Origin of the sequence: Gillisia sp. Hel_I_86, from assembly GCF_007827275.1 — a bacterium.
In the GTDB taxonomy this organism is placed as follows: domain Bacteria; phylum Bacteroidota; class Bacteroidia; order Flavobacteriales; family Flavobacteriaceae; genus Gillisia.
Genome location: NZ_VISE01000001.1, coordinates 3,171,070 through 3,197,921, shown reverse-complemented (window position 1 = coordinate 3,197,921; position 26,852 = coordinate 3,171,070). Strand labels below are relative to the sequence as shown.

25 protein-coding genes are annotated in these 26,852 nt (G+C 38.6%); 16 read left to right on the top strand and 9 right to left on the bottom strand.

Annotated elements, in window-relative coordinates:
- The first annotated feature begins 60 nt into the window (after window positions 1–60).
- Window positions 61–1,272, top strand: coding sequence for an IS1182 family transposase (locus tag JM83_RS14360; protein WP_222430236.1), 1,212 nt, complete (start codon window positions 61–63; stop codon window positions 1,270–1,272).
- On the opposite strand, the gene JM83_RS14355 is transcribed toward JM83_RS14360, so the two are convergent.
- On the bottom strand, window positions 1,198–2,592 hold the full coding sequence (locus JM83_RS14355; protein WP_144959452.1) for an IS4 family transposase: 1,395 nt from the start codon (window positions 2,590–2,592) through the stop codon (window positions 1,198–1,200). The genes JM83_RS14360 and JM83_RS14355 overlap by 75 nt on opposite strands.
- A 60-nt stretch (window positions 2,593–2,652) precedes the next feature.
- Here JM83_RS14355 and JM83_RS14350 point away from each other — a divergent pair, with 60 nt between their 5' ends.
- Window positions 2,653–3,063: a transposase gene (locus JM83_RS14350; protein ID WP_144962845.1), complete on the top strand. Its 411-nt coding sequence runs from the start codon at window positions 2,653–2,655 to the stop codon at window positions 3,061–3,063.
- 79 nt (window positions 3,064–3,142) lie between these two features.
- Window positions 3,143–3,457: a phage integrase N-terminal SAM-like domain-containing protein gene (locus JM83_RS14345; RefSeq protein WP_144962844.1), complete on the top strand. Its 315-nt coding sequence runs from the start codon at window positions 3,143–3,145 to the stop codon at window positions 3,455–3,457.
- A 27-nt stretch (window positions 3,458–3,484) separates the two neighbouring features.
- Here the strand turns inward: JM83_RS14345 and tnpA are convergent, their stop codons facing one another.
- A complete protein-coding gene (tnpA, locus tag JM83_RS14340) occupies window positions 3,485–3,925 on the bottom strand; it encodes an IS200/IS605 family transposase (protein WP_144960405.1) in 441 nt (146 codons plus the stop codon).
- A 66-nt stretch (window positions 3,926–3,991) separates the two neighbouring features.
- Between tnpA and JM83_RS19730 the strand changes: the two genes are divergently transcribed.
- Window positions 3,992–5,371 (top strand): Shedu anti-phage system protein SduA domain-containing protein, encoded by a 1,380-nt coding sequence (locus JM83_RS19730; RefSeq protein ID WP_315897862.1) that lies wholly within the window; start codon window positions 3,992–3,994, stop codon window positions 5,369–5,371.
- Between the two features lie 322 nt (window positions 5,372–5,693).
- On the opposite strand, the gene JM83_RS14330 is transcribed toward JM83_RS19730, so the two are convergent.
- The 4 genes from JM83_RS14330 to JM83_RS14315 all read right to left on the bottom strand — a co-directional run bounded on the left by JM83_RS14330 (window position 5,694) and on the right by JM83_RS14315 (window position 9,806).
- Window positions 5,694–5,867 (bottom strand): hypothetical protein, encoded by a 174-nt coding sequence (locus tag JM83_RS14330; RefSeq protein ID WP_186434961.1) that lies wholly within the window; start codon window positions 5,865–5,867, stop codon window positions 5,694–5,696.
- 29 nt (window positions 5,868–5,896) lie between these two features.
- Complete coding sequence (locus JM83_RS14325) at window positions 5,897–7,291, bottom strand: IS4 family transposase (protein ID WP_144958496.1); 1,395 nt, start codon at window positions 7,289–7,291, stop codon at window positions 5,897–5,899.
- A 19-nt stretch (window positions 7,292–7,310) separates the two neighbouring features.
- Complete coding sequence (locus JM83_RS14320) at window positions 7,311–8,213, bottom strand: IS110 family transposase (protein WP_261376387.1); 903 nt, start codon at window positions 8,211–8,213, stop codon at window positions 7,311–7,313.
- A gap of 528 nt (window positions 8,214–8,741) precedes the next feature.
- Window positions 8,742–9,806 (bottom strand): IS110 family transposase, encoded by a 1,065-nt coding sequence (locus JM83_RS14315; protein ID WP_144960766.1) that lies wholly within the window; start codon window positions 9,804–9,806, stop codon window positions 8,742–8,744.
- 218 nt (window positions 9,807–10,024) lie between these two features.
- On the opposite strand from JM83_RS14315, the gene JM83_RS14310 reads away from it, so the two are divergent.
- The 4 genes from JM83_RS14310 (at window position 10,025) to JM83_RS14295 (ending at window position 14,583) form a co-directional block, all read left to right on the top strand.
- Window positions 10,025–11,563, top strand: coding sequence for an IS1182 family transposase (locus JM83_RS14310; protein WP_144960757.1), 1,539 nt, complete (start codon window positions 10,025–10,027; stop codon window positions 11,561–11,563).
- 821 nt (window positions 11,564–12,384) lie between these two features.
- Window positions 12,385–13,953, top strand: a complete 1,569-nt coding sequence (locus JM83_RS14305; RefSeq protein WP_144962840.1) for an IS1182 family transposase — start codon at window positions 12,385–12,387, stop codon at window positions 13,951–13,953.
- Between the two features lie 106 nt (window positions 13,954–14,059).
- Window positions 14,060–14,281, top strand: coding sequence for a hypothetical protein (locus tag JM83_RS14300; protein WP_144960811.1), 222 nt, complete (start codon window positions 14,060–14,062; stop codon window positions 14,279–14,281).
- A complete protein-coding gene (locus JM83_RS14295; RefSeq protein ID WP_144960809.1) occupies window positions 14,281–14,583 on the top strand; it encodes a type II toxin-antitoxin system RelE/ParE family toxin in 303 nt (100 codons plus the stop codon). The genes JM83_RS14300 and JM83_RS14295 overlap by 1 nt, the downstream gene beginning before the upstream one ends.
- A 1,161-nt stretch (window positions 14,584–15,744) precedes the next feature.
- Here the strand turns inward: JM83_RS14295 and JM83_RS14290 are convergent.
- The gene (locus tag JM83_RS14290; RefSeq protein ID WP_144960766.1) at window positions 15,745–16,809 is read right to left on the bottom strand and encodes an IS110 family transposase; all 1,065 of its coding nucleotides are present in this window, start codon (window positions 16,807–16,809) and stop codon (window positions 15,745–15,747) included.
- 217 nt (window positions 16,810–17,026) lie between these two features.
- On the opposite strand from JM83_RS14290, the gene JM83_RS14285 reads away from it, so the two are divergent.
- The 6 genes from JM83_RS14285 to JM83_RS14260 all read left to right on the top strand — a co-directional run bounded on the left by JM83_RS14285 (window position 17,027) and on the right by JM83_RS14260 (window position 23,274).
- A complete protein-coding gene (locus JM83_RS14285; protein WP_144962840.1) occupies window positions 17,027–18,595 on the top strand; it encodes an IS1182 family transposase in 1,569 nt (522 codons plus the stop codon).
- Window positions 18,596–18,708: 113 nt separating this feature from the next.
- The gene (locus tag JM83_RS14280) at window positions 18,709–18,930 is read left to right on the top strand and encodes an antitoxin VbhA family protein (protein WP_144962842.1); all 222 of its coding nucleotides are present in this window, start codon (window positions 18,709–18,711) and stop codon (window positions 18,928–18,930) included.
- Window positions 18,923–19,519 carry a Fic/DOC family protein gene (locus JM83_RS14275; RefSeq protein ID WP_144962841.1) on the top strand — a complete coding sequence of 199 codons (597 nt, stop codon included), beginning with the start codon at window positions 18,923–18,925 and terminating at the stop codon, window positions 19,517–19,519. Before JM83_RS14280 ends, JM83_RS14275 begins: the two co-directional genes overlap by 8 nt.
- A 250-nt stretch (window positions 19,520–19,769) precedes the next feature.
- On the top strand, window positions 19,770–21,338 hold the full coding sequence (locus tag JM83_RS14270; protein ID WP_144962840.1) for an IS1182 family transposase: 1,569 nt from the start codon (window positions 19,770–19,772) through the stop codon (window positions 21,336–21,338).
- Window positions 21,339–21,391: 53 nt separating this feature from the next.
- Window positions 21,392–22,468 (top strand): ATP-grasp domain-containing protein, encoded by a 1,077-nt coding sequence (locus tag JM83_RS14265; protein ID WP_144962839.1) that lies wholly within the window; start codon window positions 21,392–21,394, stop codon window positions 22,466–22,468.
- Window positions 22,469–22,605: 137 nt separating this feature from the next.
- Window positions 22,606–23,274 (top strand): autotransporter outer membrane beta-barrel domain-containing protein, encoded by a 669-nt coding sequence (locus JM83_RS14260; protein ID WP_144962838.1) that lies wholly within the window; start codon window positions 22,606–22,608, stop codon window positions 23,272–23,274.
- Window positions 23,275–24,047: 773 nt separating this feature from the next.
- On the opposite strand, the gene JM83_RS19540 is transcribed toward JM83_RS14260, so the two are convergent.
- Window positions 24,048–24,179, bottom strand: a complete 132-nt coding sequence (locus tag JM83_RS19540) for a hypothetical protein (protein WP_261376479.1) — start codon at window positions 24,177–24,179, stop codon at window positions 24,048–24,050.
- 72 nt (window positions 24,180–24,251) lie between these two features.
- Here JM83_RS19540 and JM83_RS14255 point away from each other — a divergent pair, with 72 nt between their 5' ends.
- The gene (locus tag JM83_RS14255) at window positions 24,252–25,010 is read left to right on the top strand and encodes a PepSY-like domain-containing protein (protein ID WP_144962837.1); all 759 of its coding nucleotides are present in this window, start codon (window positions 24,252–24,254) and stop codon (window positions 25,008–25,010) included.
- A 16-nt stretch (window positions 25,011–25,026) separates the two neighbouring features.
- Window positions 25,027–25,470, top strand: coding sequence for a lipoprotein (locus JM83_RS14250; RefSeq protein ID WP_144962836.1), 444 nt, complete (start codon window positions 25,027–25,029; stop codon window positions 25,468–25,470).
- A gap of 97 nt (window positions 25,471–25,567) precedes the next feature.
- On the opposite strand, the gene JM83_RS14245 is transcribed toward JM83_RS14250, so the two are convergent.
- Complete coding sequence (locus JM83_RS14245) at window positions 25,568–25,894, bottom strand: YegP family protein (RefSeq protein WP_144962835.1); 327 nt, start codon at window positions 25,892–25,894, stop codon at window positions 25,568–25,570.
- Window positions 25,895–26,852 lie beyond the last annotated feature (958 nt).

Here is a 26,852-nt window from a genome sequence, read left to right as displayed (position 1 = left end):
TGTTGATTTCTTATTTGCTGAGCTGTTTCCTATTGTTAGGCTTAACCGTATCTTTTAGGTATGAAATTCATTATACCCAAAGACCGTAAACAAGCCAGCCTGTTCCCAGTTTCCCTGGATGAAGCCATTGACCAAGAAAACGAAGTCCGAGCCATTGATGTGTTCGTTGATGGCCTCGATCTTGAAAAGATGGGCTTCAAGGTACATTTCCCCGAAGGCGGAAGGCCGGCCTATCATCCAGCAACGCTCCTGAAATTGTTCCTATATGGATATATGAACCGCCTGCGTTCTTCCAGGATCCTCGAGCGCGAGTGCAAACGAAATATGGAGATGATGTGGCTCCTTGGCCAACTTGCCCCCGACCACAACACCATTGCCAATTTCAGAAAAAACAACCCCAAGGCCATCAAACACGTGTTCCGCGCCACGGTGGAACTGGCCATGAACTTCAAACTGATCGGCGGTAGGATCATTGCCGGGGACAGTACCAAACTGCGTGCACAGAACAGTAAAAAGAACAATTTCAACGAAAAGAAGATAAAACGCCACCTGGAATATATCGACAACAAACTCGATCAGTACAACCAGGACCTGGCAAAGGCCGATGGGGAGACTGAAAAACAAGAGGTCCAAAAAGAAATACGAAAGCATGCCCAGCGAAGGGAAAATTATACAAAGCTCAAAAAACAACTGGAGCAGACCGGGGAAGAACAAATTTCAACTTCCGATGGGGAAAGCCGCCATATGGTCCTGCGGGGGAACATTACCGAGGTGGCCTATAACGTACAGTCCACTGTGGACGGCCTGCACTGCATCCCTATTGATTACCAGGTCACCAACCGAAATGACTCCAAGGCCATGGGCGATATGATAAGAAGGTCCAAGGCCATACTCAGGAACAATACCTTTACAGCACTCTTTGACAAAGGCTACCACACAGGATCGGAACTCGAAACCGCTCAAAAGCTCGGTATCAAAACAATGGTGGCCATTCCCGCGCCCGCATCCACGGCACCACACCCGGATTACAACCTACAGAATTTCATTTACGACCAACAACAGGACCAGTATACCTGCCCACAGGGACACGCCCTGAAGACCAACGGCAACTTTTATACAAACCATCAAGGCAAGCCCAACCAAAGTAAGTTCAAACAATACAAAACAAAGGCCTGTAAGGGGTGCCCCGTGCGAGACCTATCGTGTGGACACATCTTTATGAATGGTCCACCCTTCCATGGCAGCCTTAAAATATTTCAATCCTATCCATAGGGTCGTTATGCCCGGATGCCTTTTGCTTTCATAGCCTTTCCATCCGCCAAGTCTTGCTATCGCCCAAACATATCTCTTTAGCCCTTTTTCCTTATACGGGTTTTTTTGTTTCTCTGTCCTACCTTCCAGTCTTATTATCTGGTGCTCTAAAAACGTTTGTTCTTCTTCCGTGAAACAGCTATCGGCGCTCATCTCTCCTTCTGGTACCGCATACGCCAGCCGCATCAAGAACAGTTTGATGATGACCTCCATTATCAACAAGCTCAGTTTTCTTACCGATGACCCATACTCCAGCTCTGACGCCTCGATATTGTAGCCCTCTTTTTTTAATATCTTGAACACCTCTTCTATGGTCCACCTCCACTTATACCATTCCACGCACATTTCTGCCATTTCCAGAGTCTCTATGGGCAGGCTTGTCAACAACCTCCAGCACACCCTGTCCGGCCCGGTACGGTTCGCCTCTTTGGCCTCTACCAGGTATAGTTTTATGCTGGGTGCCACTGCTTTGCTTGCCGCCCTGGTCCTTTTAAGTTCCACCTCTTTATATCTGATTTCAATTTTTGCAATCCTTTTTTTTCTTCTGGTCTTTGCACAGGCATCCACCTGTACCTCATAGGATCCTTGATAGGGTTGGTCCGCCAGGCAGCTAAACAATTTTGACCCATCCGCCAAGGTCCTATCCGTACGGGCCCTTATCAATAGATCTGTTTGTGCATCTGGTATGGTTGCAAACTGTTCGTAGATATCGCCTTCCCTATCTTGTACGATCACCATTCCCGCTACCACGCCCCTTAGCGAGGCCTGTGTGTTTTTGGAAACTTCTATCCACTTATAGGACTCTTTTTCTTCTATGGGCAGCTTGCCGTACTGTCTTTCATGCTTTGATGCGAACTCCAAGGGCCTGTTCCAGATCTTTATATCAGAATAGCCGTAGGGGGTGCCGCTCACGGCATCCAAGACCAAACTTGGGTGGATGAAGAACCCCAGTCCCTGGGAATTCTTCGCATTGGTCGTGCCCACAAAGCCATCTTTATTGATCCTATTACCATGGCTGCTTAGGTTGACCTCCGTGGTATCTTGGATACAGACAACAAATTTGCCCGCACAAGCCATCTGGCAATTATGTACCAAGTTCTCTACTATATCTCCTTCACTGACCCTATCGTTCTGCAAAAAACGGTAAACGGCCTTTGCGTCTGATTCGTTCCTGCTGAGCTGACGGATCGAATGGACGCTCTTGCTGAACAGGTCCGATAAAATCTTGTTGCCCCGATAAACCAACCGTTTATCCCCTAAGCCTGTGAACCCCCTTCTCATTTTTTGAGTAAAATTAATGCTAATCCCTTAAAATATTAAATAATTGTGTCCACACGATAGGTGCGAGACCTGTGCACCAGGGCAAAAAATGGAAGGCTCCTTGCCCGGAATGTCTTTGCGCCATTCTACGAGGAGAACCGAAAAAACATGGAACAAGAAAAAGAACTCTACCGCCGCAGGCAGGCCATTGTGGAACACCCATTTGGAACCATGAAAAGGCAATGGGGGTTTGACCATATCCTTACCAAAAAAGGAAAGAAAAGGGCCTCTGCAGATGTAGGCTTCATCTTTATTGCCTACAACCTCAAAAGGATCATTAACCTGATAGGCCATAAAGCCCTACAAGAAGGTAGCAATACCTTGTTTGATAAAATTTTGGGCTTAATAGCGCGATTTTACCGCTTTTTAAGAACTAGTTTCCTTTTCCAATATAACGCAAAGTTTTGCTGGCACCATGCCATACAGCCTTAAAAAACGTATTTTAGGACAATAAAACCATTGTCAACCATGTTTTTAGACAGACTGCCGTTGTGCCTTATAATTTGAGAATATGAATATTTCAGACGCCCAAAATTTTATTGAGACAAAACTACTAGAGCAAAAATTCAAAGCTAGTACAGTCAAAACTTATATGATCTGGCAGAATAAATTCTTTGAGTATCATAAGCCAAAAGATATAGAAAATCTGAATTTTGAACATATTACTGAATATATTATATATCTAAAAAAAGAAAGTTCTTATAGTAAGCCGAGTATAATTCAAGCAATATCGAGTTTAGAATTTTTATATAATCGTGTCTTTGAAAGAAATTATGCTTTCAAAAAAAGTAAAAATCACACCTTCTTAGAAGGTGGCTTTGGATAGCCCCCATAGGGGGCGGCAAGGCGATGGTCAGAAATCAAATCTTTGTTGCTGCTCCTCAACCCGCTTTTCTTCTTTCTCTTGGAACTTGACGTATTTTTTAATCATTTCCTCATCCAGTCCAACTGTGCTCACAAAATAACCTCGAGACCAAAAATGATTGCCCCAATAGGGTTTCTTTTTCAATTTCGGGTAACTCTTAAAAAGTTTTATTGCAATCTTCCCTTTCAATGTACCCATCAATTTTGAAATAGAAACTTTGGGGGGAACAGACACCAGCAAGTGAACATGGTCCTCTTGAACGTTCAGTTCCTCAACCTCACAACTTTTCCATTCACAAAGCATTCTTATATCTTGCTCGACCAATTCCTTCACCGCGCCCTTCAATATCCGGAGGCGATATTTTGGAACCCAAACAATATGATAGTCACACTTATAAACAACGCGACTAAGTTTCTTATATTTACCCATAGTGCAAATATAAGGCACAGCCATCAGAACATTACCACCTGCAAAGCAGGTGGATTTTTAAGGTAAATTAAAATTAAAAGACCCGTACAATCTATACATTCAACAATTTCAAAATCGGATTTAAGAACTTTACTTGATTCAATAAAAAACATTAAACATAGATTAATCATTTCGCTTATATATTCTTGTGGATTAGATATCAGTGAGCTTATAAAAATAAGGAAGGAAGATTTCTCTTCAGTAAATAACACTTTACAAATAAGAAAAGATGATAAAATATATAGAGAATCAAGTATAGGTGATGTATTAAAAGATAGTATTAATTCTTATCTGGAAAAATATAAACCTAAATTTTATCTTTTCGAAAGTAGAACTACTTATGACCCGTATTCAGCCTCTTCAATTAGAAGTGTATTTAAGAGAGCTTTACGAAATATTGAAAATGGTGAAAATTATTCTATAAAGCATCTCAAATTCTCTTATGTTAAACATCTAGTTAATGAAGGGTTTCAACTAACGGATGTTTTAAATCATATTGGATTAAAAAACTATGAAGTATACTCAAAAATTGATGGATTACATAGAGAGATTAATTTTTCCCCTATAGATTCTCTGTACAATCAAAAAGATGCAAGTAAACTCAATATAAAAATTACAGATGAACAAGCAGAAAATATAGTATTTACAGACGTACAAACAAAAAAACTTCTTGAAAGAAACCCAAATATTCTTAAGTCATTTATTGAAAATGATTTAAATCATTCTGATATAACTGCACTTGGGTTTAGAAAAAAACAATTAAAAAAATTCGAAAAACTGCTTAATGACCAAAATTATTTTAATGAACAATTAGATATTCTTAGTAATAGTAGTAAAGAAAATCTATGGCAGAATTTTTTTGAACACAATACTTGGATTTTTGGTTTTGGGCTAAATTATGTATTTGTAAGTAAACTTGATGGTAAAAAATTTGAACAAGTAGTTACTGGTTATTCTTTCAATTCTTCAGGTAAAAGAGTAGATGGCTTACTTAAGTCACGAGGAATTATAAGTACACTGTGCTTTGTCGAAATCAAAACAAATGATACACCGCTTTTATTAAATAAACCATACAGAGTTGATTGTTGGAGTCCTTCACAAGAGCTTTCAGGTGCCGTATCACAAATTCAAAAGACTGTGCAAAAATCAGTGAATAATTTACCTACCAAAAATATTATAAATGACAATATTGGAAATCCTACAAGCGAAATTGTTTTCCTATATCAACCAAAATCTTTTTTAGTAATAGGTGATTTATCGGAATTCAAAACAGAATATGGTATCAATGAAAGTAAATTTTCGTCATTTGAACTATATAGACAAAATGTAAATGCACCAGAAATTATTACTTATGATGAATTATTTGAAAGGGCAAAGTTTTTAATACATAATGAGGAAAACAAATAACAAGGCACAACATCGGTTCCTATGAAAAGCAATAATCTTCTCTCTTAAAGATAATATTTTAATTTCTCTTATTTCATTCTTATAAAATTTTAACGTGTTGAATTTTTGATGAAGCTTCGCTTCAGTAAGAATTCAACACAAAAATAACCTGCTCAGCATCCTATTTGTGGTCACTTCCTGAGCGCCACCAGCATCACTATGATCATGGTTAATAAACCTGCCCACTGGCTAACAAAAAATGTGGTCCAAGATGGCCACCACCGATGTTTTGTGGTACAGGCTTGATATTTAGTTTGAGCTTGGTCATTGTATTGATTTTTATTTATGCGATCACCCCTACCTCATAAGGGATTTCGGTTTTTATCACTGCTAAAGTGCGGCTCAATAATTTATGGGCCACCTTCACTATTATTTTCTTCACATCTTTGCCCATATGCTTGCGGTAATACGCCTGAATCACAGGGTCTGTTCTTATCGCCTGCCAGGAAGCCTCCACAAAATACGATCGGATAAGCCGATGGCAACCTATCGTGTGGACACATCTTTATGAATCGTCCACCCTTCCATGGCCGCCTTAAAATATTTCAGTCCTATCCATAGGGTCGTTATGCCGGGATGCCTTTTGCTTTCATAGCCTTTCCATCCGCCAAGTCTAGCTATCGCCCAAACATATCTTTTTAGCCCTTTTTCCTTGTACGGGTTTTTTTGTTTCCCTGTCCTACCTTCCAGTCTTATTATCTGGTGCTCTAAAAACGCTTGCTCTTCTTCCGTGAAACAGCTATCGGCGCTCATCTCTCCTTCTGGTACTGCATACGCCAGCCGCATCAAGAACAGTTGGATGATGACCTCCATTATCAACAAGCTCAGTTTTCTTACCGATGACCCATGCTCCAGCTCTGACGCCTCGATATTGTAGCCCTCTTTTTTCAATATCTTGAACACCTCTTCTATCGTCCACCTCCACTTATACCATTCCACGCACATTTCTGCCATTTCCAGGGTCTCTATGGGCAGGCTTGTCAATAACCTCCAGCACACCCTGTCCGGCCCGGCCCGGTTAGCCTCTTTGGCCTCCACCAGATATAGTTTTATGCTGGGCGCCACTGCCTTGCTGGCCGCCCTGGTCCTTTTCAGTTCTACCTCTTTATATCTGATTTCAATTTTTGCGGTCCTTTTTTTCCTTCTGGTCTTTGCACAGGCATCCACCTGTACCTCATAGGACCCTTGACAGGGCTGGTCCGCCAGGCAGCTGAACAATTTTGACCCATCCGCCAAGGCCCTATCCGCACGGGCCCTTATCAATAGATCTGTTCGTGCATCTGGTATGCTTGCAAACTGTTCGTAGATATCCCCTTCCCTATCTTGTACGATCACCATTCCCGCTACCACGTCCCTTAGTGAGGCCTGTGTGTTTTTGGACACCTCTATCCACTTATAGGACTCTTTTTCTTCCATGGGCAGCTTGCCGTACTGTCTTTCATGCTTTGATTTGAAGTCCAAGGACCTGTTCCAGATCTTAATATCAGAATAGCCGTAGGGGGTGCCGCTCACGGCATCCAAGACCAAACTTGGGTGGACAAAGAACCCCAGTCCCTGGGAATTCTTCGCATTGGTCGTGCCCACAAAGCCATCTTTGTTGATCCTATTACCATGGCTGCTTAGGTTGACCTCCGTGGTATCTTGGATACAGACAACAAATTTGCCCGCACAAGCCATCTGGCAATTATGTACCAGGTTCTCTACTATATCTTCTTCACTGACCCTATCGTTCTGCAAAAAACGGTAAACGGCCTTTGCGTCTGATTCGTTCCTGCTGAGCTGACGGATCGAATGGACGCTCTTGCTGAACAGGTCCGATAAAATCTTGTTGCCCCGATAAACCAAACGTTTATCCCCTAAGCCTGTGAACCCCCTTCTCATTTTTTGAGTAAAATTAATGCTAATCCCTTAAACTAGTAAATAATTGTGTCCACACGATAGGATGGCAACGGGGGTTCATGCCAAGTGCCTTAGAAGTAGCCCCGCTTTGATAGATCCCAGGAGCCAATCCAACATAACCCGCTAAATGTTTAAGCGTGTTGAAGCGCCTTAGATCCCCTAGTTCAGCCAAAATACCTACGGCTACAATGCCTCCAATGCCCGGCACACTCCTTAACAGATAGTAATCTTTTTTGAAGTGTTTTCGGCAATAGGCTCTCAACTGACTTGAGACTTCCCGAAGCTCTTTATCAATAAACCGGAAAGTCCGCATTTTGCTAGCCATCGTTTCCTGTGCGGTGGGATAATGGAACTCTTGGCTATCCACCCAGTGACGAAAAGCATGGCTCCAATGATCATTATCGAACTCTGCAGGAATTTTAATCCCGAAATAAAGCAAGTGCATCTTGATCCTACTTTTGATCCGACGAAAGTCCTTGACCAGTTCATTGCGACGGCGAAACAGACTACGTAATCCTTCTCGTTCTATATCTGGAACAGTGATACCATCCAGACGGCCATCTTTAAGCTCTCTGCTAATGAGTTGCGCATCGATACGGTCTGTTTTAGTATAGCGCTCCTTTCCTTTACGGTGGATATCAGCTGGGTTCACAACCAGGGATTTCCAACCAAAGACCTCAAAACTGCGATGGGCAGAATAACCACAGCAACCAGCCTCATAAGCAGTAGTTACTTGGTGATCACAGAAATGTTTCTGAACGTACTCATATAACTTCTCAGGTTCTGGAGGCATCGTAAAAGATTTACCTCCAAAGAGATCGGTGCTGCAATGTATTTTCCAGCTTCTCTTGTGAATATCAATTCCTATGAATAACTTTGGTAATGCAGTAACTCGGGTTTCCATATCTTTAGTTTTTATCGTGATTATTAAAGATACTCGATTACTGCTTTTTCATGGATGCTAAGCGCAAATAGCGGGCTTAGTCGAAAAAGTGTTATTTTAGAGACCAAGTAAAAAACAATATAGCCGACAAGTTTGCGTCCCTTCTATGTTGTATATCAAATTTTAGACAACTTTTTTCCTATATTTAACATGTTAGCCTGAAGGGGAAGTGAGCGCTGCTGGAGAGCAACTCAACAGCAATAAGGCTTTCGACAGTGAATACGGTTCCTTCTCTAAAAAGGGACCTTTTTAAATTTATTCATTGTCCTCCATGGCTAAGAAAACTCAAGGTCTTATAGCTTTATCTTAATCAGTAATTGTAATATTATAAAACAGCCTTCTATTAACAGACTCTAAGGAGCTGCATCGTCTTGTTTAGTTTATATAAATAAGTGCGCCGCAGTCTACTAAATGACAGTCGTTAACGCTGCAGGGACGCGGAAACGGTCACACTTGAAGATAGCTGTTTTATAAATTACTCTTTTAATATTATTTATATCCCAGTTCATATCGGGTTTGGTTATTCAGGACGAATCTCATCCTGCTCAATATTTTTTTGGTAATGCGTATGATCGCCTTGTTGGGTTTCATTCTATGGCCGAGTTTCGAATATGTTGCTCCCAAGGCCGGATCTTTTCCTATTGCCTTCCAGGAGGCTTCTACCAGTATATCCCTGAGAATACGGTGGCCCCTGGGAGTGATTTCTCCTATTCTTTCGTTTTCTCCCGAGGAATTTGTAGACGGTACCAAACCTATAAAACTGCATAGCCTGTCCAGGCTTTTGAACCTTTTTATGTTTTCTATCTCTGTGAGAAAGGTTATGGCCGTGATATAGCCTACTCCCGGTATGGACTGCAGAAGTTCCATATTATCCTTATACTGGGGAGTGGCAGAAAGCATCTTGACTTTCCGATTAATAGCTAGCTTTTGCGCATAAAAATAATGGTACTTAGCTAAATGACCCTCCAGGGTTTCCCTGAAGGGTCCGATCTCTATTTCTATAAGCCATTTGATGAATTTCCTGGTCCAGTTTTCTTTGCTCAAATCATCTGGGATATCGATCCCGTTGCAATGAAGGAAAGATTTGATCTGCGTCTTTGTTTTTGCCAGGTCCCTGGCAATCGTTTTTCTCAAGCGAACAAGGCTCCTATCCGCCAGGGTCTGGAGCGAGGGAACATAAATTGGGGTCAATTCACCGTTCTTTAGCGAACGGGCGATTTTTTTACTATCCCTCGAATCATTCTTCTGAACCTTTTCTTTTCCGGTCGTGGGAATATCTGCAGGGTTCACCACAATAGATTCAATACCCAGGCCCATTAAACGGTAATGAGGCATAAAACCCGCAAAGCCAGCTTCATAAGCACTAAAGTAACTACCTCCGGGATAATTCTCATGTAGATGGTTGAAGAGGGTCTGGGCATTGGCATTCTGTGAAAAGGTTTTCTGGTAATAAGGATCCATCATAACCGTTACATTCCAGCTCTTAAGGTGCGTGTCGATGCCTACATAAATTTTTTGGCCGGTGAAGTCGAATTGTGTACTTTGTGTCTGCATAGGTTTTGGATTTTAAAGTAATTAAGTGACTAGATATTACTATGTTATAATAAATACCTGAAACTTATGCTTTATACAAACATAGGGCCTACTCCACGCCACTTGCGTTAAACAAGACCGTCAGACTGTCTAAAAACCCCTTGCTTTCTTAATAACTATGTTGATTTCTTATTTGCTGAGCTGTTTCCTATTGTTAGGCTTAACCGTATCTTTTAGGTATGAAATTCATTATACCCAAAGACCGTAAACAAGCCAGCCTGTTCCCAGTTTCCCTGGATGAAGCCATTGACCAAGAAAACGAAGTCCGAGCCATTGATGTGTTCGTTGATGGCCTCGATCTTGAAAAGATGGGCTTCAAGGTACATTTCCCCGAAGGCGGAAGGCCGGCCTATCATCCAGCAACGCTCCTGAAATTGTTCCTATATGGATATATGAACCGCCTGCGTTCTTCCAGGATCCTCGAGCGCGAGTGCAAACGAAATATGGAGATGATGTGGCTCCTTGGCCAACTTGCCCCCGACCACAACACCATTGCCAATTTCAGAAAAAACAACCCCAAGGCCATCAAACACGTGTTCCGCGCCACGGTGGAACTGGCCATGAACTTCAAACTGATCGGCGGTAGGATCATTGCCGGGGACAGTACCAAACTGCGTGCACAGAACAGTAAAAAGAACAATTTCAACGAAAAGAAGATAAAACGCCACCTGGAATATATCGACAACAAACTCGATCAGTACAACCAGGACCTGGCAAAGGCCGATGGGGAGACTGAAAAACAAGAGGTCCAAAAAGAAATACGAAAGCATGCCCAGCGAAGGGAAAATTATACAAAGCTCAAAAAACAACTGGAGCAGACCGGGGAAGAACAAATTTCAACTTCCGATGGGGAAAGCCGCCATATGGTCCTGCGGGGGAACATTACCGAGGTGGCCTATAACGTACAGTCCACTGTGGACGGCCTGCACTGCATCCCTATTGATTACCAGGTCACCAACCGAAATGACTCCAAGGCCATGGGCGATATGATAAGAAGGTCCAAGGCCATACTCAGGAACAATACCTTTACAGCACTCTTTGACAAAGGCTACCACACAGGATCGGAACTCGAAACCGCTCAAAAGCTCGGTATCAAAACAATGGTGGCCATTCCCGCGCCCGCATCCACGGCACCACACCCGGATTACAACCTACAGAATTTCATTTACGACCAACAACAGGACCAGTATACCTGCCCACAGGGACACGCCCTGAAGACCAACGGCAACTTTTATACAAACCATCAAGGCAAGCCCAACCAAAGTAAGTTCAAACAATACAAAACAAAGGCCTGTAAGGGGTGCCCCGTGCGAGACCTGTGCACCAGGGCAAAAAATGGAAGGCTCCTTGCCCGGAATGTCTTTGCGCCATTCTACGAGGAGAACCGAAAAAACATGGAACAAGAAAAAGAACTCTACCGCCGCAGGCAGGCCATTGTGGAACACCCATTTGGAACCATGAAAAGGCAATGGGGGTTTGACCATATCCTTACCAAAAAAGGAAAGAAAAGGGCCTCTGCAGATGTAGGCTTCATCTTTATTGCCTACAACCTCAAAAGGATCATTAACCTGATAGGCCATAAAGCCCTACAAGAAGGTAGCAATACCTTGTTTGATAAAATTTTGGGCTTAATAGCGCGATTTTACCGCTTTTTAAGAACTAGTTTCCTTTTCCAATATAACGCAAAGTTTTGCTGGCACCATGCCATACAGCCTTAAAAAACGTATTTTAGGACAATAAAACCATTGTCAACCATGTTTTTAGACAGACTGCCGTTGGCTACAATGGGAGCATTCAGCAAAAAAGAATATTAGTCGTTTCAAATTAACAATCCAGTAACTGAAAAATACAAAACTGAATTACGAAAAAGTAGATTTTAAACATAGACTTAAGAAAAATCAAGGTGATCTAATTGGAAAAAAACCAGCGGTGCGGAAAAGAATGAAAAAAACTAAAAAGATCAAAACTTCAAATAAAAAGTAAGAAATGAAATAAAATTTAAAAGATGAAAAATGTAAAAATTGGAGGTCTTTAAAATTTAGATCTTGAACTCTTACTCAAACGTGAAAAAGGCATTGAAAGTTATTATTCTGACTTTTACTCAAGTATGGTAAATGTAAAAATTGGATGCTCTTAAAATCAGTTCGCTGACTCTTACTCGAGCGTAAAAAATATAAAAATTCAATACTTTCAGTTTAAAATACTGGATTTTAATCGAATAGGAAAAAAGCTTTTTTGAAAATTATTGATAAGAACAAGAAAATCAGAGCGGAACAAAACGCAGGATAGATAAACACTTCGCAAAAACCACTGTAGCCAACATCGTTTAACAGCAAATAGCGGGCAGTTTGCTGAAAAGTGTAATTTTAGAGATTAATTAAAAAACAACAAAGCCGACAAGAACGTGTCCCCATTCCACGCCACTTGCCTTAACCAAGACCGTCAGACTGTCTAATAACCCCCTTCGCTTTTAATAACTTTGTTAATTTCTTCTATTATTGTTTTATAGCACAATGAGCTACTGTTGTATCTTCATGCCATGAGATTTATAGAAGGAAAAAATCGCAAACAATCCTCGTTGTTCCCTGTGTCCCTAGAGGACGCCATTAATCAGGAAAACGAGGTCAGGGCCGTAGATATCTTTGTAGATAGCTTGGATTTAGAAGACATGGGGTTTCGAGTAAATTTCCCAGAAGGAGGTCGTCCTGCTTACCACCCAGGTGTGTTGCTCAAGTTATTTATCTATGGATATTTGAACCGACTGCGTTCCTCCCGAAATTTGGAGCGCGAATGCAAACGAAATATCGAATTGATGTGGCTCCTTGGGCAACTCTCCCCAGACCATAACACCATTGCCAACTTTAGAAAGGACAATCCTGAGGCTATAAAGAAAGTTTTTCGTGCCACAGTAGCACTGGCCAAACACTTCAATCTCATTGGAGGGAAACTTATTGCAGGGGATGGCACCAAGCTAAGAGCCCAGAACAGCAAAAAGAACAACTTCAATAAAAAGAAGATCGACCGTCACCTTCGATATATCGATAACAAGCTTCAGGAATATAACCAAGCGCTAGAACAAGCCGATGGTACTGTAGAAAAAGAAAATATCCATGAGCAGATGGATACCCAGAACAAGCGCAAGGATACGTATCATAAACTCGAGCAGGAATTGGATCAAACCCAAGAAGACCAGATCTCAACCTCGGACAACGAGAGCAGACATATGGTCTTGAGGGGCAACATTACAGAGGTAGTCTATAATGTCCAGTCCACCGTAGATGCCAAGCACTGCATCCCCATTGATTATGAAGTCACCAACAATAATGATAAAAAAGCGATGGGAGCCATGATCAGAAGAGCAAAATCCATTATAGGGAACAATGATTTCACCGCTCTTTTTGACAAAGGATATCATACTGGATCTGAATTGGAAATTGCCCAGGGTTTAGGGATCAAAACCCTGGTTGCTATTCCTGCCCCCGGTTCCAATGCACCGGATCCCCTGTACAATGTTAAAAATTTTACCTACGATACGGGGAACGATCACTACATATGTCCCCAAGGTAATTTTCTGAAAACCAACGGCACCTTTTACGTCAACCACCGAGGGAAATCAAACGAGTCAAGGTTCAAACAGTATAAAACAAGAGCTTGTAAGGGATGCCCGGTGCGGGAGTTATGCACCACGGCCAAAAACGGGAGGCTCCTGGCTAGGAACCTATACACTCCTGTTTATGAAGAAAACAAAAGAAATATGGAAGCTGATCCTGAATTGTACAGACGCAGGCAGGCTATTGTAGAACATCCCTTTGGAACCATGAAAAGGCAATGGGGATTTGATCATATCCTTTCTAAAAAAGGCAAGAAAAGGGCTTCTGCAGATGTTGGGTTTATTTTCATTGCCTACAATCTCAGACGAATTTTGAACTTGATTGGCAAAAAGGCATGGAAGGAGTTATTGAACACCTTATGTGCTTGTTTTTATACCTTTATAAGAGCGTATAAAGTCATATTAAAGCTAATACCCATCTTTAATTTCAACATCTCTGATTCGCGTTTTATTCCTCAGCATACCATAAAAAGCCTTATTTTAGTCACAAATCGGTAAATAACCTAAGTTATTAGACAGACTGCCGTTATACCGCATTAAAAACAGTGAGAATTGAACTTAAATTTATTTAATATTCATTATTTTTGTTAGAAATGACTTGCTTATGAATATTCAAGCTGAAAAGATAGAGTTGGCAAAATTGTTATTAAATACTGATAATCCTAAGATCATTAAGTCTATTCAACAAATTTTTAAAAAAGAAAAAACTACCGATTTTTGGGAGGATTTATCTTCTGACCAAAAAAAGGAAATAAAAGAAGCAAGGAAACAAATAGAACAAGGAAAAACCACTGACTACGAATCATTTATGGCCAAACATAGATAATGAGTAGAACTGTAGTTACATCAGATATTGCGAAAGAAAAACTAGAAGACCTATTTGAATATTTGATTAAAAAATGGTCTTACAAAGTAAAATCTGAGTTCGTTCAAAAATTAGATAGAAATATTGAAATCATAAAAGAGCAACCAGAAATATTCCCGGAATCCACAAAAGAAAAGGGGTTAAGAAGATGTGTAATAACAAAACAGACAACTCTATTTTATAGTTTCAACGAAGAAAAAATAAATATTGTTACAATATTTGACACCAGAAAAGATCCCGAAAAATTAAAGAGAGATTTGTAATTTAACGCGGTATAACAACGTATATCGCAAATGGCGGGTTTAATAGAAAAGTACTAAATTAGTTTCCATAACAAACAAAACAGTTAAGCCGACAAATCCGCATCCATAATTCCGCGCCACTTGCGTTAAACAAGACCGTTGGCTACAATGGGAGCATTCAGCAAAAAAGAATATTAGTCGTTTCAAATTAACAATCCAGTAACTGAAAAATACAAAACTGAATTACGAAAAAGTAGATTTTAAACATAGACTTAAGAAAAATCAAGGTGATCTAATTGGAAAAAAACCAGCGGTGCGGAAAAGAATAAAAAAAACTAAAAAGATCAAAACTTCAAATAAAAAGTAAGAAATGAAATAAAATTTAAAAGATGAAAAATGTAAAAATTGGAGGTCTTTAAAATTTAGATCTTGAACTCTTACTCAAACGTGAAAAAGGCATTGAAAGTTATTATTCTGACTTTTACTCAAGTATGGTAAATGTAAAAATTGGATGCTCTTAAAATCAGTTCGCTGACTCTTACTCGAGCGTAAAAAATATAAAAATTCAATACTTTCAGTTTAAAATACTGGATTTTAATCGAATAGGAAAAAAGCTTTTTTGAAAATTATTGATAAGAACAAGAAAATCAGAGCGGAACAAAACGCAGGATAGATAAACACTTCGCAAAAACCACTGTAGCCAACATCGTTTAACAGCAAATAGCGGGTATTTTGGTAAAAAGTGTTATTTTAGAGACCAAGTAAAAAACAATATAGCCGACAAGTTTGCGTCCCTTCTATGTTGTATATCAAATTTTAGACAACTTTTTTCCTATATTTAACATGTTAGCCTGAAGGGGAAGTGAGCGCTGCTGGAGAGCAACTCAACAGCAATAAGGCTTTCGACAGTGAATACGGTTCCTTCTCTAAAAAGGGACCTTTTTAAATTTATTCATTGTCCTCCATGGCTAAGAAAACTCAAGGTCTTATAGCTTTATCTTAATCAGTAATTGTAATATTATAAAACAGCCTTCTATTAACAGACTCTAAGGAGCTGCATCGTCTTGTTTAGTTTATATAAATAAGTGCGCCGCAGTCTACTAAATGACAGTCGTTAACGCTGCAGGGACGCGGAAACGGTCACACTTGAAGATAGCTGTTTTATAAATTACTCTTTTAATATTATTTATATCCCAGTTCATATCGGGTTTGGTTATTCAGGACGAATCTCATCCTGCTCAATATTTTTTTGGTAATGCGTATGATCGCCTTGTTGGGTTTCATTCTATGGCCGAGTTTCGAATATGTTGCTCCCAAGGCCGGATCTTTTCCTATTGCCTTCCAGGAGGCTTCTACCAGTATATCCCTGAGAATACGGTGGCCCCTGGGAGTGATTTCTCCTATTCTTTCGTTTTCTCCCGAGGAATTTGTAGACGGTACCAAACCTATAAAACTGCATAGCCTGTCCAGGCTTTTGAACCTTTTTATGTTTTCTATCTCTGTGAGAAAGGTTATGGCCGTGATATAGCCTACTCCCGGTATGGACTGCAGAAGTTCCATATTATCCTTATACTGGGGAGTGGCAGAAAGCATCTTGACTTTCCGATTAATAGCTAGCTTTTGCGCATAAAAATAATGGTACTTAGCTAAATGACCCTCCAGGGTTTCCCTGAAGGGTCCGATCTCTATTTCTATAAGCCATTTGATGAATTTCCTGGTCCAGTTTTCTTTGCTCAAATCATCTGGGATATCGATCCCGTTGCAATGAAGGAAAGATTTGATCTGCGTCTTTGTTTTTGCCAGGTCCCTGGCAATCGTTTTTCTCAAGCGAACAAGGCTCCTATCCGCCAGGGTCTGGAGCGAGGGAACATAAATTGGGGTCAATTCACCGTTCTTTAGCGAACGGGCGATTTTTTTACTATCCCTCGAATCATTCTTTTGAACCTTTTCTTTTCCGGTCGTGGGAATATCTGCAGGGTTCACCACAATAGATTCAATACCCAGGCCCATTAAACGGTAATGAGGCATAAAACCCGCAAAGCCAGCTTCATAAGCACTAAAGTAACTACCTCCGGGATAATTCTCATGTAGATGGTTGAAGAGGGTCTGGGCATTGGCATTCTGTGAAAAGGTTTTCTGGTAATAAGGATCCATCATAACCGTTACATTCCAGCTCTTAAGGTGCGTGTCGATGCCTACATAAATTTTTTGGCCGGTGAAGTCGAATTGTGTACTTTGTGTCTGCATAGGTTTTGGATTTTAAAGTAATTAAGTGACTAGATATTACTATGTTATAATAAATACCTGAAACTTATGCTTTATACAAACATAGGGCCTACTCCACGCTACTTGCCTTAACCAAGACCGTCAGACTGTCTAATAACCCCCTTCGCTTTTAATAACTTTGTTAATTTCTTCTATTATTGTTTTATAGCACAATGAGCTACTGTTGTATCTTCATGCCATGAGATTTATAGAAGGAAAAAATCGCAAACAATCCTCGTTGTTCCCTGTGTCCCTAGAGGACGCCATTAATCAGGAAAACGAGGTCAGGGCCGTAGATATCTTTGTAGATAGCTTGGATTTAGAAGACATGGGGTTTCGAGTAAATTTCCCAGAAGGAGGTCGTCCTGCTTACCACCCAGGTGTGTTGCTCAAGTTATTTATCTATGGATATTTGAACCGACTGCGTTCCTCCCGAAATTTGGAGCGCGAATGCAAACGAAATATCGAATTGATGTGGCTCCTTGGGCAACTCTCCCCAGACCATAACACCATTGCCAACTTTAGAAAGGACAATCCTGAGGCTATAAAGAAAGTTTTTCGTGCCACAGTAGCACTGGCCAAACACTTCAATCTCATTGGAGGGAAACTTATTGCAGGGGATGGCACCAAGCTAAGAGCCCAGAACAGCAAAAAGAACAACTTCAATAAAAAGAAGATCGACCGTCACCTTCGATATATCGATAACAAGCTTCAGGAATATAACCAAGCGCTAGAACAAGCCGATGGTACTGTAGAAAAAGAAAATATCCATGAGCAGATGGATACCCAGAACAAGCGCAAGGATACGTATCATAAACTCGAGCAGGAATTGGATCAAACCCAAGAAGACCAGATCTCAACCTCGGACAACGAGAGCAGACATATGGTCTTGAGGGGCAACATTACAGAGGTAGTCTATAATGTCCAGTCCACCGTAGATGCCAAGCACTGCATCCCCATTGATTATGAAGTCACCAACAATAATGATAAAAAAGCGATGGGAGCCATGATCAGAAGAGCAAAATCCATTATAGGGAACAATGATTTCACCGCTCTTTTTGACAAAGGATATCATACTGGATCTGAATTGGAAATTGCCCAGGGTTTAGGGATCAAAACCCTGGTTGCTATTCCTGCCCCCGGTTCCAATGCACCGGATCCCCTGTACAATGTTAAAAATTTTACCTACGATACGGGGAACGATCACTACATATGTCCCCAAGGTAATTTTCTGAAAACCAACGGCACCTTTTACGTCAACCACCGAGGGAAATCAAACGAGTCAAGGTTCAAACAGTATAAAACAAGAGCTTGTAAGGGATGCCCGGTGCGGGAGTTATGCACCACGGCCAAAAACGGGAGGCTCCTGGCTAGGAACCTATACACTCCTGTTTATGAAGAAAACAAAAGAAATATGGAAGCTGATCCTGAATTGTACAGACGCAGGCAGGCTATTGTAGAACATCCCTTTGGAACCATGAAAAGGCAATGGGGATTTGATCATATCCTTTCTAAAAAAGGCAAGAAAAGGGCTTCTGCAGATGTTGGGTTTATTTTCATTGCCTACAATCTCAGACGAATTTTGAACTTGATTGGCAAAAAGGCATGGAAGGAGTTATTGAACACCTTATGTGCTTGTTTTTATACCTTTATAAGAGCGTATAAAGTCATATTAAAGCTAATACCCATCTTTAATTTCAACATCTCTGATTCGCGTTTTATTCCTCAGCATACCATAAAAAGCCTTATTTTAGTCACAAATCGGTAAATAACCTAAGTTATTAGACAGACTGCCGTTGTAACGCATTCAAAAACAAAATTTCGGACAAACCACAATCGATAGAATTTTTTATATTTGTAATACTTCTAAAATATATAACAATGTATAACAAAATAGATATAGACCGAAATAAACTTACTATTATGGGAGTAAAATTTTCTGATTTAAAAACATTGGAAAATACAGCAAATGCTATTGGAAGCAATATGTTTGAAGGTTTCAAACCTACTCATAAAAATATCAAAATTATAAGAGATTATATGATAGGTAAGCTATCATTAAACGATTTACTAATATTCGCCAAGGAAAAGACCTATGTCTAATTCTTACAAGTACATTGATTCTAACTATACTTACATTGACCCTAAATCTGGAATATTAAAAAATTTAGTTGATATTACTGACGCTGATGACTTACTTTTCTTCGAAAGTGTTACGGTAACAAAACGAATAAGTGAACTACATATTAAACCCATCAAAATAATTGGAATTGAAAGTCTTTTCTCAATACACAAGCAATTATTTCAAGACATTTATGCTTGGGCTGGTAAAGAAAGAACTGTAGAGATAAATAAAGATGGAAAACAATTTTTTCCAACGTCAAACTTCGAAAACGCATTTCGTTTTATTGATGAATTAATATTGGATTTTAAGAAGACAGAAAAGAATGACAAAAATCAAATAGCCGAAAACCTATCTCAAATTCTAGACAATATTAATTATTTACATCCTTTTAGAGACGGAAATGGGAGAGCACAAAGGGAATTTATTCGAATGTTAGCTTTAGAAAAAGGAATAGACTTGAACTTAAATCCACCTGACAATAAAGACGTTTATGAAAAATATATGCAAGGCACAGTAAATAGCGACACTAAAATATTGAAAGAATTAATCTTAAGCCTAATTGACTAGGATAAAGAACGAGGCACAACATCGTTTAACAGCAAATAGCGGGCAGTTTGCTGAAAAGTGTTATTTTAGAGATTAATTAAAAAACAACAAAGCCGACAATCCCGATAGCTCGGGAGCGTCCCCATTCCACACCACTTGCGTTAAACAAGACCGTCAGACTGTCTAATAACCCCCTTCGCTTTTAATAACTTTGTTAATTTCTTCTATTATTGTTTTATAGCACAATGAGCTACTGTTGTATCTTCATGCCATGAGATTTATAGAAGGAAAAAATCGCAAACAATCCTCGTTGTTCCCTGTGTCCCTAGAGGACGCCATTAATCAGGAAAACGAGGTCAGGGCCGTAGATATCTTTGTAGATAGCTTGGATTTAGAAGACATGGGGTTTCGAGTAAATTTCCCAGAAGGAGGTCGTCCTGCTTACCACCCAGGTGTGTTGCTCAAGTTATTTATCTATGGATATTTGAACCGACTGCGTTCCTCCCGAAATTTGGAGCGCGAATGCAAACGAAATATCGAATTGATGTGGCTCCTTGGGCAACTCTCCCCAGACCATAACACCATTGCCAACTTTAGAAAGGACAATCCTGAGGCTATAAAGAAAGTTTTTCGTGCCACAGTAGCACTGGCCAAACACTTCAATCTCATTGGAGGGAAACTTATTGCAGGGGATGGCACCAAGCTAAGAGCCCAGAACAGCAAAAAGAACAACTTCAATAAAAAGAAGATCGACCGTCACCTTCGATATATCGATAACAAGCTTCAGGAATATAACCAAGCGCTAGAACAAGCCGATGGTACTGTAGAAAAAGAAAATATCCATGAGCAGATGGATACCCAGAACAAGCGCAAGGATACGTATCATAAACTCGAGCAGGAATTGGATCAAACCCAAGAAGACCAGATCTCAACCTCGGACAACGAGAGCAGACATATGGTCTTGAGGGGCAACATTACAGAGGTAGTCTATAATGTCCAGTCCACCGTAGATGCCAAGCACTGCATCCCCATTGATTATGAAGTCACCAACAATAATGATAAAAAAGCGATGGGAGCCATGATCAGAAGAGCAAAATCCATTATAGGGAACAATGATTTCACCGCTCTTTTTGACAAAGGATATCATACTGGATCTGAATTGGAAATTGCCCAGGGTTTAGGGATCAAAACCCTGGTTGCTATTCCTGCCCCCGGTTCCAATGCACCGGATCCCCTGTACAATGTTAAAAATTTTACCTACGATACGGGGAACGATCACTACATATGTCCCCAAGGTAATTTTCTGAAAACCAACGGCACCTTTTACGTCAACCACCGAGGGAAATCAAACGAGTCAAGGTTCAAACAGTATAAAACAAGAGCTTGTAAGGGATGCCCGGTGCGGGAGTTATGCACCACGGCCAAAAACGGGAGGCTCCTGGCTAGGAACCTATACACTCCTGTTTATGAAGAAAACAAAAGAAATATGGAAGCTGATCCTGAATTGTACAGACGCAGGCAGGCTATTGTAGAACATCCCTTTGGAACCATGAAAAGGCAATGGGGATTTGATCATATCCTTTCTAAAAAAGGCAAGAAAAGGGCTTCTGCAGATGTTGGGTTTATTTTCATTGCCTACAATCTCAGACGAATTTTGAACTTGATTGGCAAAAAGGCATGGAAGGAGTTATTGAACACCTTATGTGCTTGTTTTTATACCTTTATAAGAGCGTATAAAGTCATATTAAAGCTAATACCCATCTTTAATTTCAACATCTCTGATTCGCGTTTTATTCCTCAGCATACCATAAAAAGCCTTATTTTAGTCACAAATCGGTAAATAACCTAAGTTATTAGACAGACTGCCGTTGGCAGCAAGCTAAAACAAAAAAATTGACAGAAAAGAAGAAAATTGCAATTTTGTTTCAAGCACAGAAACCACCAATTCAAGGGGGAATTCAAAAACCAATGAAACCAGGTGGATATTCTGATAGCGGAGCTGACATTGCTTTTTCTTTAAAAAATATAAATCTTGCCATAATAACTCCTGTTGAAAATCCTAATTTAAAAAATGACTATGATTGGGTTTTTCCAGACACGGAAAATGGTATCCAATCAGCTTTAGATAAAGGCGCAACTATATTTTGGTTAAATACCATTTTATATAAAAATCATCCAATAGAAACTTTTTTTGATGGAAAAATAGAAATAGTAGGCCAATGTCCAAAAGATGTAGATTTATTCGATGATAAATGGAGAACAAATCAATTATTAAAAGAACAAAATTTACCCATTCCTAGAGCAAAGATTTTTTCAAAAAAGAACTTAAAGAATAATAAATTTGATTTTCCTTTTCCAATTGTAACAAAACCTATTAGAGGTCGAGGCAGTCAAGGCGTATATGTTGCCCAAAATCAAAAAGAATTATTTCAACTAATAAACGAGTTAATCGATTCAAATAAATATGGTAAGGAAGTCTATATAGAAGAATATTTGTCCGGACAAGAAATTACAATAACCGTGATGCCTCCGGGAAAATATATTTTTCATAACAAGGAAAAAAGAATTCATTCTTATTGGAGTTTGCCAGCTATAAAAAGATTTAATCACCATAATGGAATTGCTCCATATAATGGAACTGTTGCAGTAATTGAGAATAGTTCAATTTTAAATGATGCTGAATTACAACAAGATGAAATTAAAATAATATCAAAACATTGTGAAAAGGCTGCAAAAATCATAAAAGCAAAAGCCCCGATTAGGATAGATTGCAGAGCAAATGACCAAGGTGACTACTTCATTTTTGATTTAAATATGAAACCTAATATGACTGGATCTTCAAGACCACATAGAAAAGATCAAGATAGTTTATCTTCCTTAGCCGCGAGAAAAATTGGTTGGAATTACGAGGACTTATTGATAAATATATTAGAACAAAAATGGACTGCGCCAGCTGCCAACATCGTTTAACAGCAAATAGCGGGCATTCTGCTGAAAAGTGTTATTTTAGAGACCAATTAACAAACAACAAAGCCGACAAGTTCGCGTCCCTTCTCCACGCTACTTGCGTTAAACAAGACCGTTATGTGCAATAAAATCAGAATACTATGAAAAAAGCATTATTGGTTTTTAGTTTGTTTTTTATCCTGAAAATAGGATACAGTCAAAGTCCAGATTATAACACAAACGAAGTTTCAATAGGAATAATAGACCTAACTGAATCTCCCAAGAATCAGGAAGTCTTATTTGAAAACTCATATTATTTAAAGCCTTTTAGTAATTTAACTTATAAAAGATTTTTAAATGATAGAAACGCTATAAGGCTAACTTTTTATAGACCAATTAACAAATCTTATGATAAATCAGGTGGTAGCTTGATTAATAAGGGTGAGTATAAAGAACAAGTTATGAAAATAGGATATGAATATGTTTTTAAACAGAAAAGACTTACACCCTATTTGGCAATTGACTTTAGCTACATAAAATCTAAATCTTTAAGAGAAACTGGGGGAGGAATTGCTGGTAGTTTCAGTGAAACAAAAAGAGACTTAAACGGATTTGGATTATCTCCAACAGTTGGAGTAAATTATAATTTCTATAAAAATATTTTTATTGGACTAGAAAGTAACCTTAATGTTATAAATCTGAAAGAAGAAAAAACATTGACTCAATCTACACTATTACCAGAACCCAATGGTTCAATCACAAAAGAAACTGATAAATCCTTTGAATCTATATATAATCCGATTGTGTTTTTAGTAAAATTTAAATTTTAGTATAAATTAAAGCACATAACATTGGTAAAAAACATATCTGGTATATAAATTAACCGCATAAAACCAATTTTAACCATTATCCATATTTTAAACTTTGACACCCTTTATTATTTTGTTATAAATAAATGATTTAGTATTCCCCGATAGAAAGTTAACAATTAAAGAAACTCACTAACATATAAATAAACCCTAAATAAAGCGTGTTCGCTAAACTAAGGGGGAATAGCAAGAGGGTAACATGCTATACGATGTTACATATTCCCAAAACTTTTATTATCAGATAGTTATAGTTTTTTAGTTTGTCCATTTTTACTGCTTTTGCGACAAATGCCTTGAAATCTCCTATAAATAGGTTCATTTTTACGACAATATTTACTAAAAAATGCTTTTAAAGTTAATTTTACTAAAATTAATGTTAGAAATTATAGTGGTTGGCTGTATAGATTAGCCGTTAACTTTATTAACTATTGACGATTCAAATTAGCAAAGCAAGATGTGTCATTGTCATGACAATCTTGCTTTGCGCCTGGAGGTTGCAAAGTTTAAAAATGCTCTGAGTCTTACATTCTAGTTTTATTGTAACTTATCCCCATTCACTTTTATAACCCTACTGGAAGTGAACCAAGGAAATACAGGTAAAAACGTATTTCCTTTTTTATTTAAATAATTTATTCTTAAAGGAATTGATCTATTTCATAAAAGCTGTAGAAAGGTTACCCACATTTTAAGTTTAAGGTTATAATCAACTCGAGTAATAGCAATAACTACAATAGTTATTCTCTTATCTCTCTTAAAGTAAGACCAGGTGTATGGTATTGGTCAGTTTTTAATTGGGTGATATATGTTTTTGACAAAGATTTTCCTTTGTCTTTTTCCATATTCTTTAAAAAATTAGCTTTTGGCATAATATTTATTATTAATTTACTGATTCAATGTAGTTTAAAAACATTGGCTCCATAACCTAAAATAATTTATACATGAAAAATTTAACCACGCTTTTTTTTACTATCTGTGGGTTGCTCTTATTTTCTTCTTGTTCCTCGGAAGATAAAAACGCAGGAGAGGAAAACCTAAATGCTATTGCCTTTTCGGCAGATGCACATATAAGAACCTCCACACTATCCCAGAGAATCTTGGATTTTATTACCATCAATTATCCTGGCCTTACTATTATAGAAGCTGAAATTGAGGATAATAATAATTTTGAAATTACTTTAAGTGACCATACTGAGTTAATATTTGATTCAGAAGGTAATTTTTTAGGCGAGGATCGAGATGATGAGGATGATTTTGGAGATGAAGATTTAGAAGTCTCGGAATTGCCCCAAAACATAATTAATTTCATCAATGAACATTTTCCTGGCGTGGATATAGATGAGGCCGAAAGGGAAAATAATGGCCATTATGAAGTGGAATTGGACAACGACATGGAATTAATTTTTGATGCTGATGGAAATTTTCTCGGAGTAGCACATGACCAGAACGAAGATGAAGATGAACAAGGTGAAACAGATATCAATCCTAATGACCTGCCACAGGCAATTAAAGACTATATCAGCGTGAATTATCCTGAAGATATCATTATTGAGGCAGAAATAGAAGAAGATGGGTCTTATGAAGTGACACTTGATAATGGAATAGAATTAGAATTTGACGAGGAGGGAAATTTTCTTAGCGCAGAAGATGGAAACGGAGATGATGATGATGATGATGATGATCAAGATGAAAATGATTAATAAAAAAATAATAAAAATGAAACTTATCAAAAAAATTATTTTTATTCTTTCATTGGTTGCGCTGGTGACAGGATGTAGCAGTGATGATGACAATTCAAGCAGTGCTACCATTAGGGTAAATGGCCAGGCCTTGTTTGAAGATGTTGGTGACTTCAATGGCGATATTGATGGTGATTTTACAGGAGACGGCGGAAGTGTAACCAGAACTTTCCAGTGGAATAATGCCTTGAATACAGCAGATTATAATGCAGATATTACGGCTGTATCCCAGGGGACTTTTAAGATGGTAGTAGAAGATGCAAATGGAAATAGTGTCTTAGATAGATCCCTAAATGGGAATTCCGAACCTGATTCCTTTTCTGGAGTGACCTCTAGTGGTGTATCTGGGATTTGGTCGGTGACCATTACCTTAAGTTCCTTCAATGGCGACGGGAGCTTTTCTCTTAGTGAAGGTGACTAAATAATTATCAGAACTAAATCTATCTTGAAATCGTAGAAATATCTATTTTCAAAAATCAAAGCACTGACTATCTATTATTGTTCAGTGCTTTGATATATCAGCTCTGATCATCGATAGTGGCTGTTGGGGCATTCTTCTTTACCGAATTGATTCCATTCTCCATGGAAGCACTGGTTGTATAAGTTTCACTGGTTCCTATTACCTGACCATTACTGGACTTTAAATTAAACCTATGACCACTTGAAGTTTGTTTACGCTCGAAAAGTCTATCGGTTTGAGAATTTTTACGTACCGATTCAATTCCATTTTCACAAGAAGTCTTTGCCTTATAACCTTCGCTGCTTAAAATGACCTGGCCATTTCTTGCTTTTAGGTTAAATCGGAATTCACCTGTCCGGTCCTTTTTAATTTCAAATTTTCCCATTGTTTAGTTTTTTGTTAAAAAATTGGTGTGCTAAAAAAGTAATTAATTAGTGACTTAATACTTTGAAATATACAACTTATTTGAAACTTGAATTATGAGAAGCTTCTACTGCTTATCTATCCTCATTTCACACTTACTCTTCTGAAAGAAGTAAAAGAGAAAGCACAGAAAGTATTTTAAATAATCTAACCTAGGAAAGCACTAAAAGAAAATGTTCCAGATAAAAAAGTAAATCCTTATGATAGAATTGAGGTTGTTTTTTATTTATGTATTCCACTTTTAGTTTTGTGAAAAAGTAAAATTAGGAATAGCAAGAGGGTAACGGGCAGAGCCGCGTTACATATTCCTTATTATTTGATTATCAGTGTTTTACATTGTATTAATCTTTGCTTTTTTACTAAATTTGCGTCAAATGCTCTGGAAAACCCTATAAACAGGCTTATTTTTGCGTCAAACATTACTAAAAAGGGAATTTTGGATTCAATTTCATGTGAGTCCTCATCATATTCCCTTGCATTTCATTTCAGGGAAAAAGATTCGTCCAAAGGTCTTGGACACGAACCAAAAATATTTGATATTTTATTACTTGATGGTATAAATCTTTTTGACTCAAGTCCGCTATTTTAGAACTTTAAACTATACTCTGATAAAAGAACCCGATCTTCAATTCTTACAATTTATAATGCTTTCAAAGAATTACCTTTTGATACCAAAAAAAAAGGATTTGAAATTAGCGGCCTGCATAAAGCCGCTTTGCTTTTTATAAGGCCTTTCCTAATTTCAGATCCTGAAAAGATACAGTATCAAAAGGTAATGCATACAGCTCTGAAAGAAGTAAATGAGAAAGCACAGAAAGCATATTATTTGATCTATACTGGGAAAACACAAAAGGAAAATGCGCCAGGTAAAAAAAGTAGATGGGTTATACTATGGAATAAGCGCAGGGGTTTCTAATAGC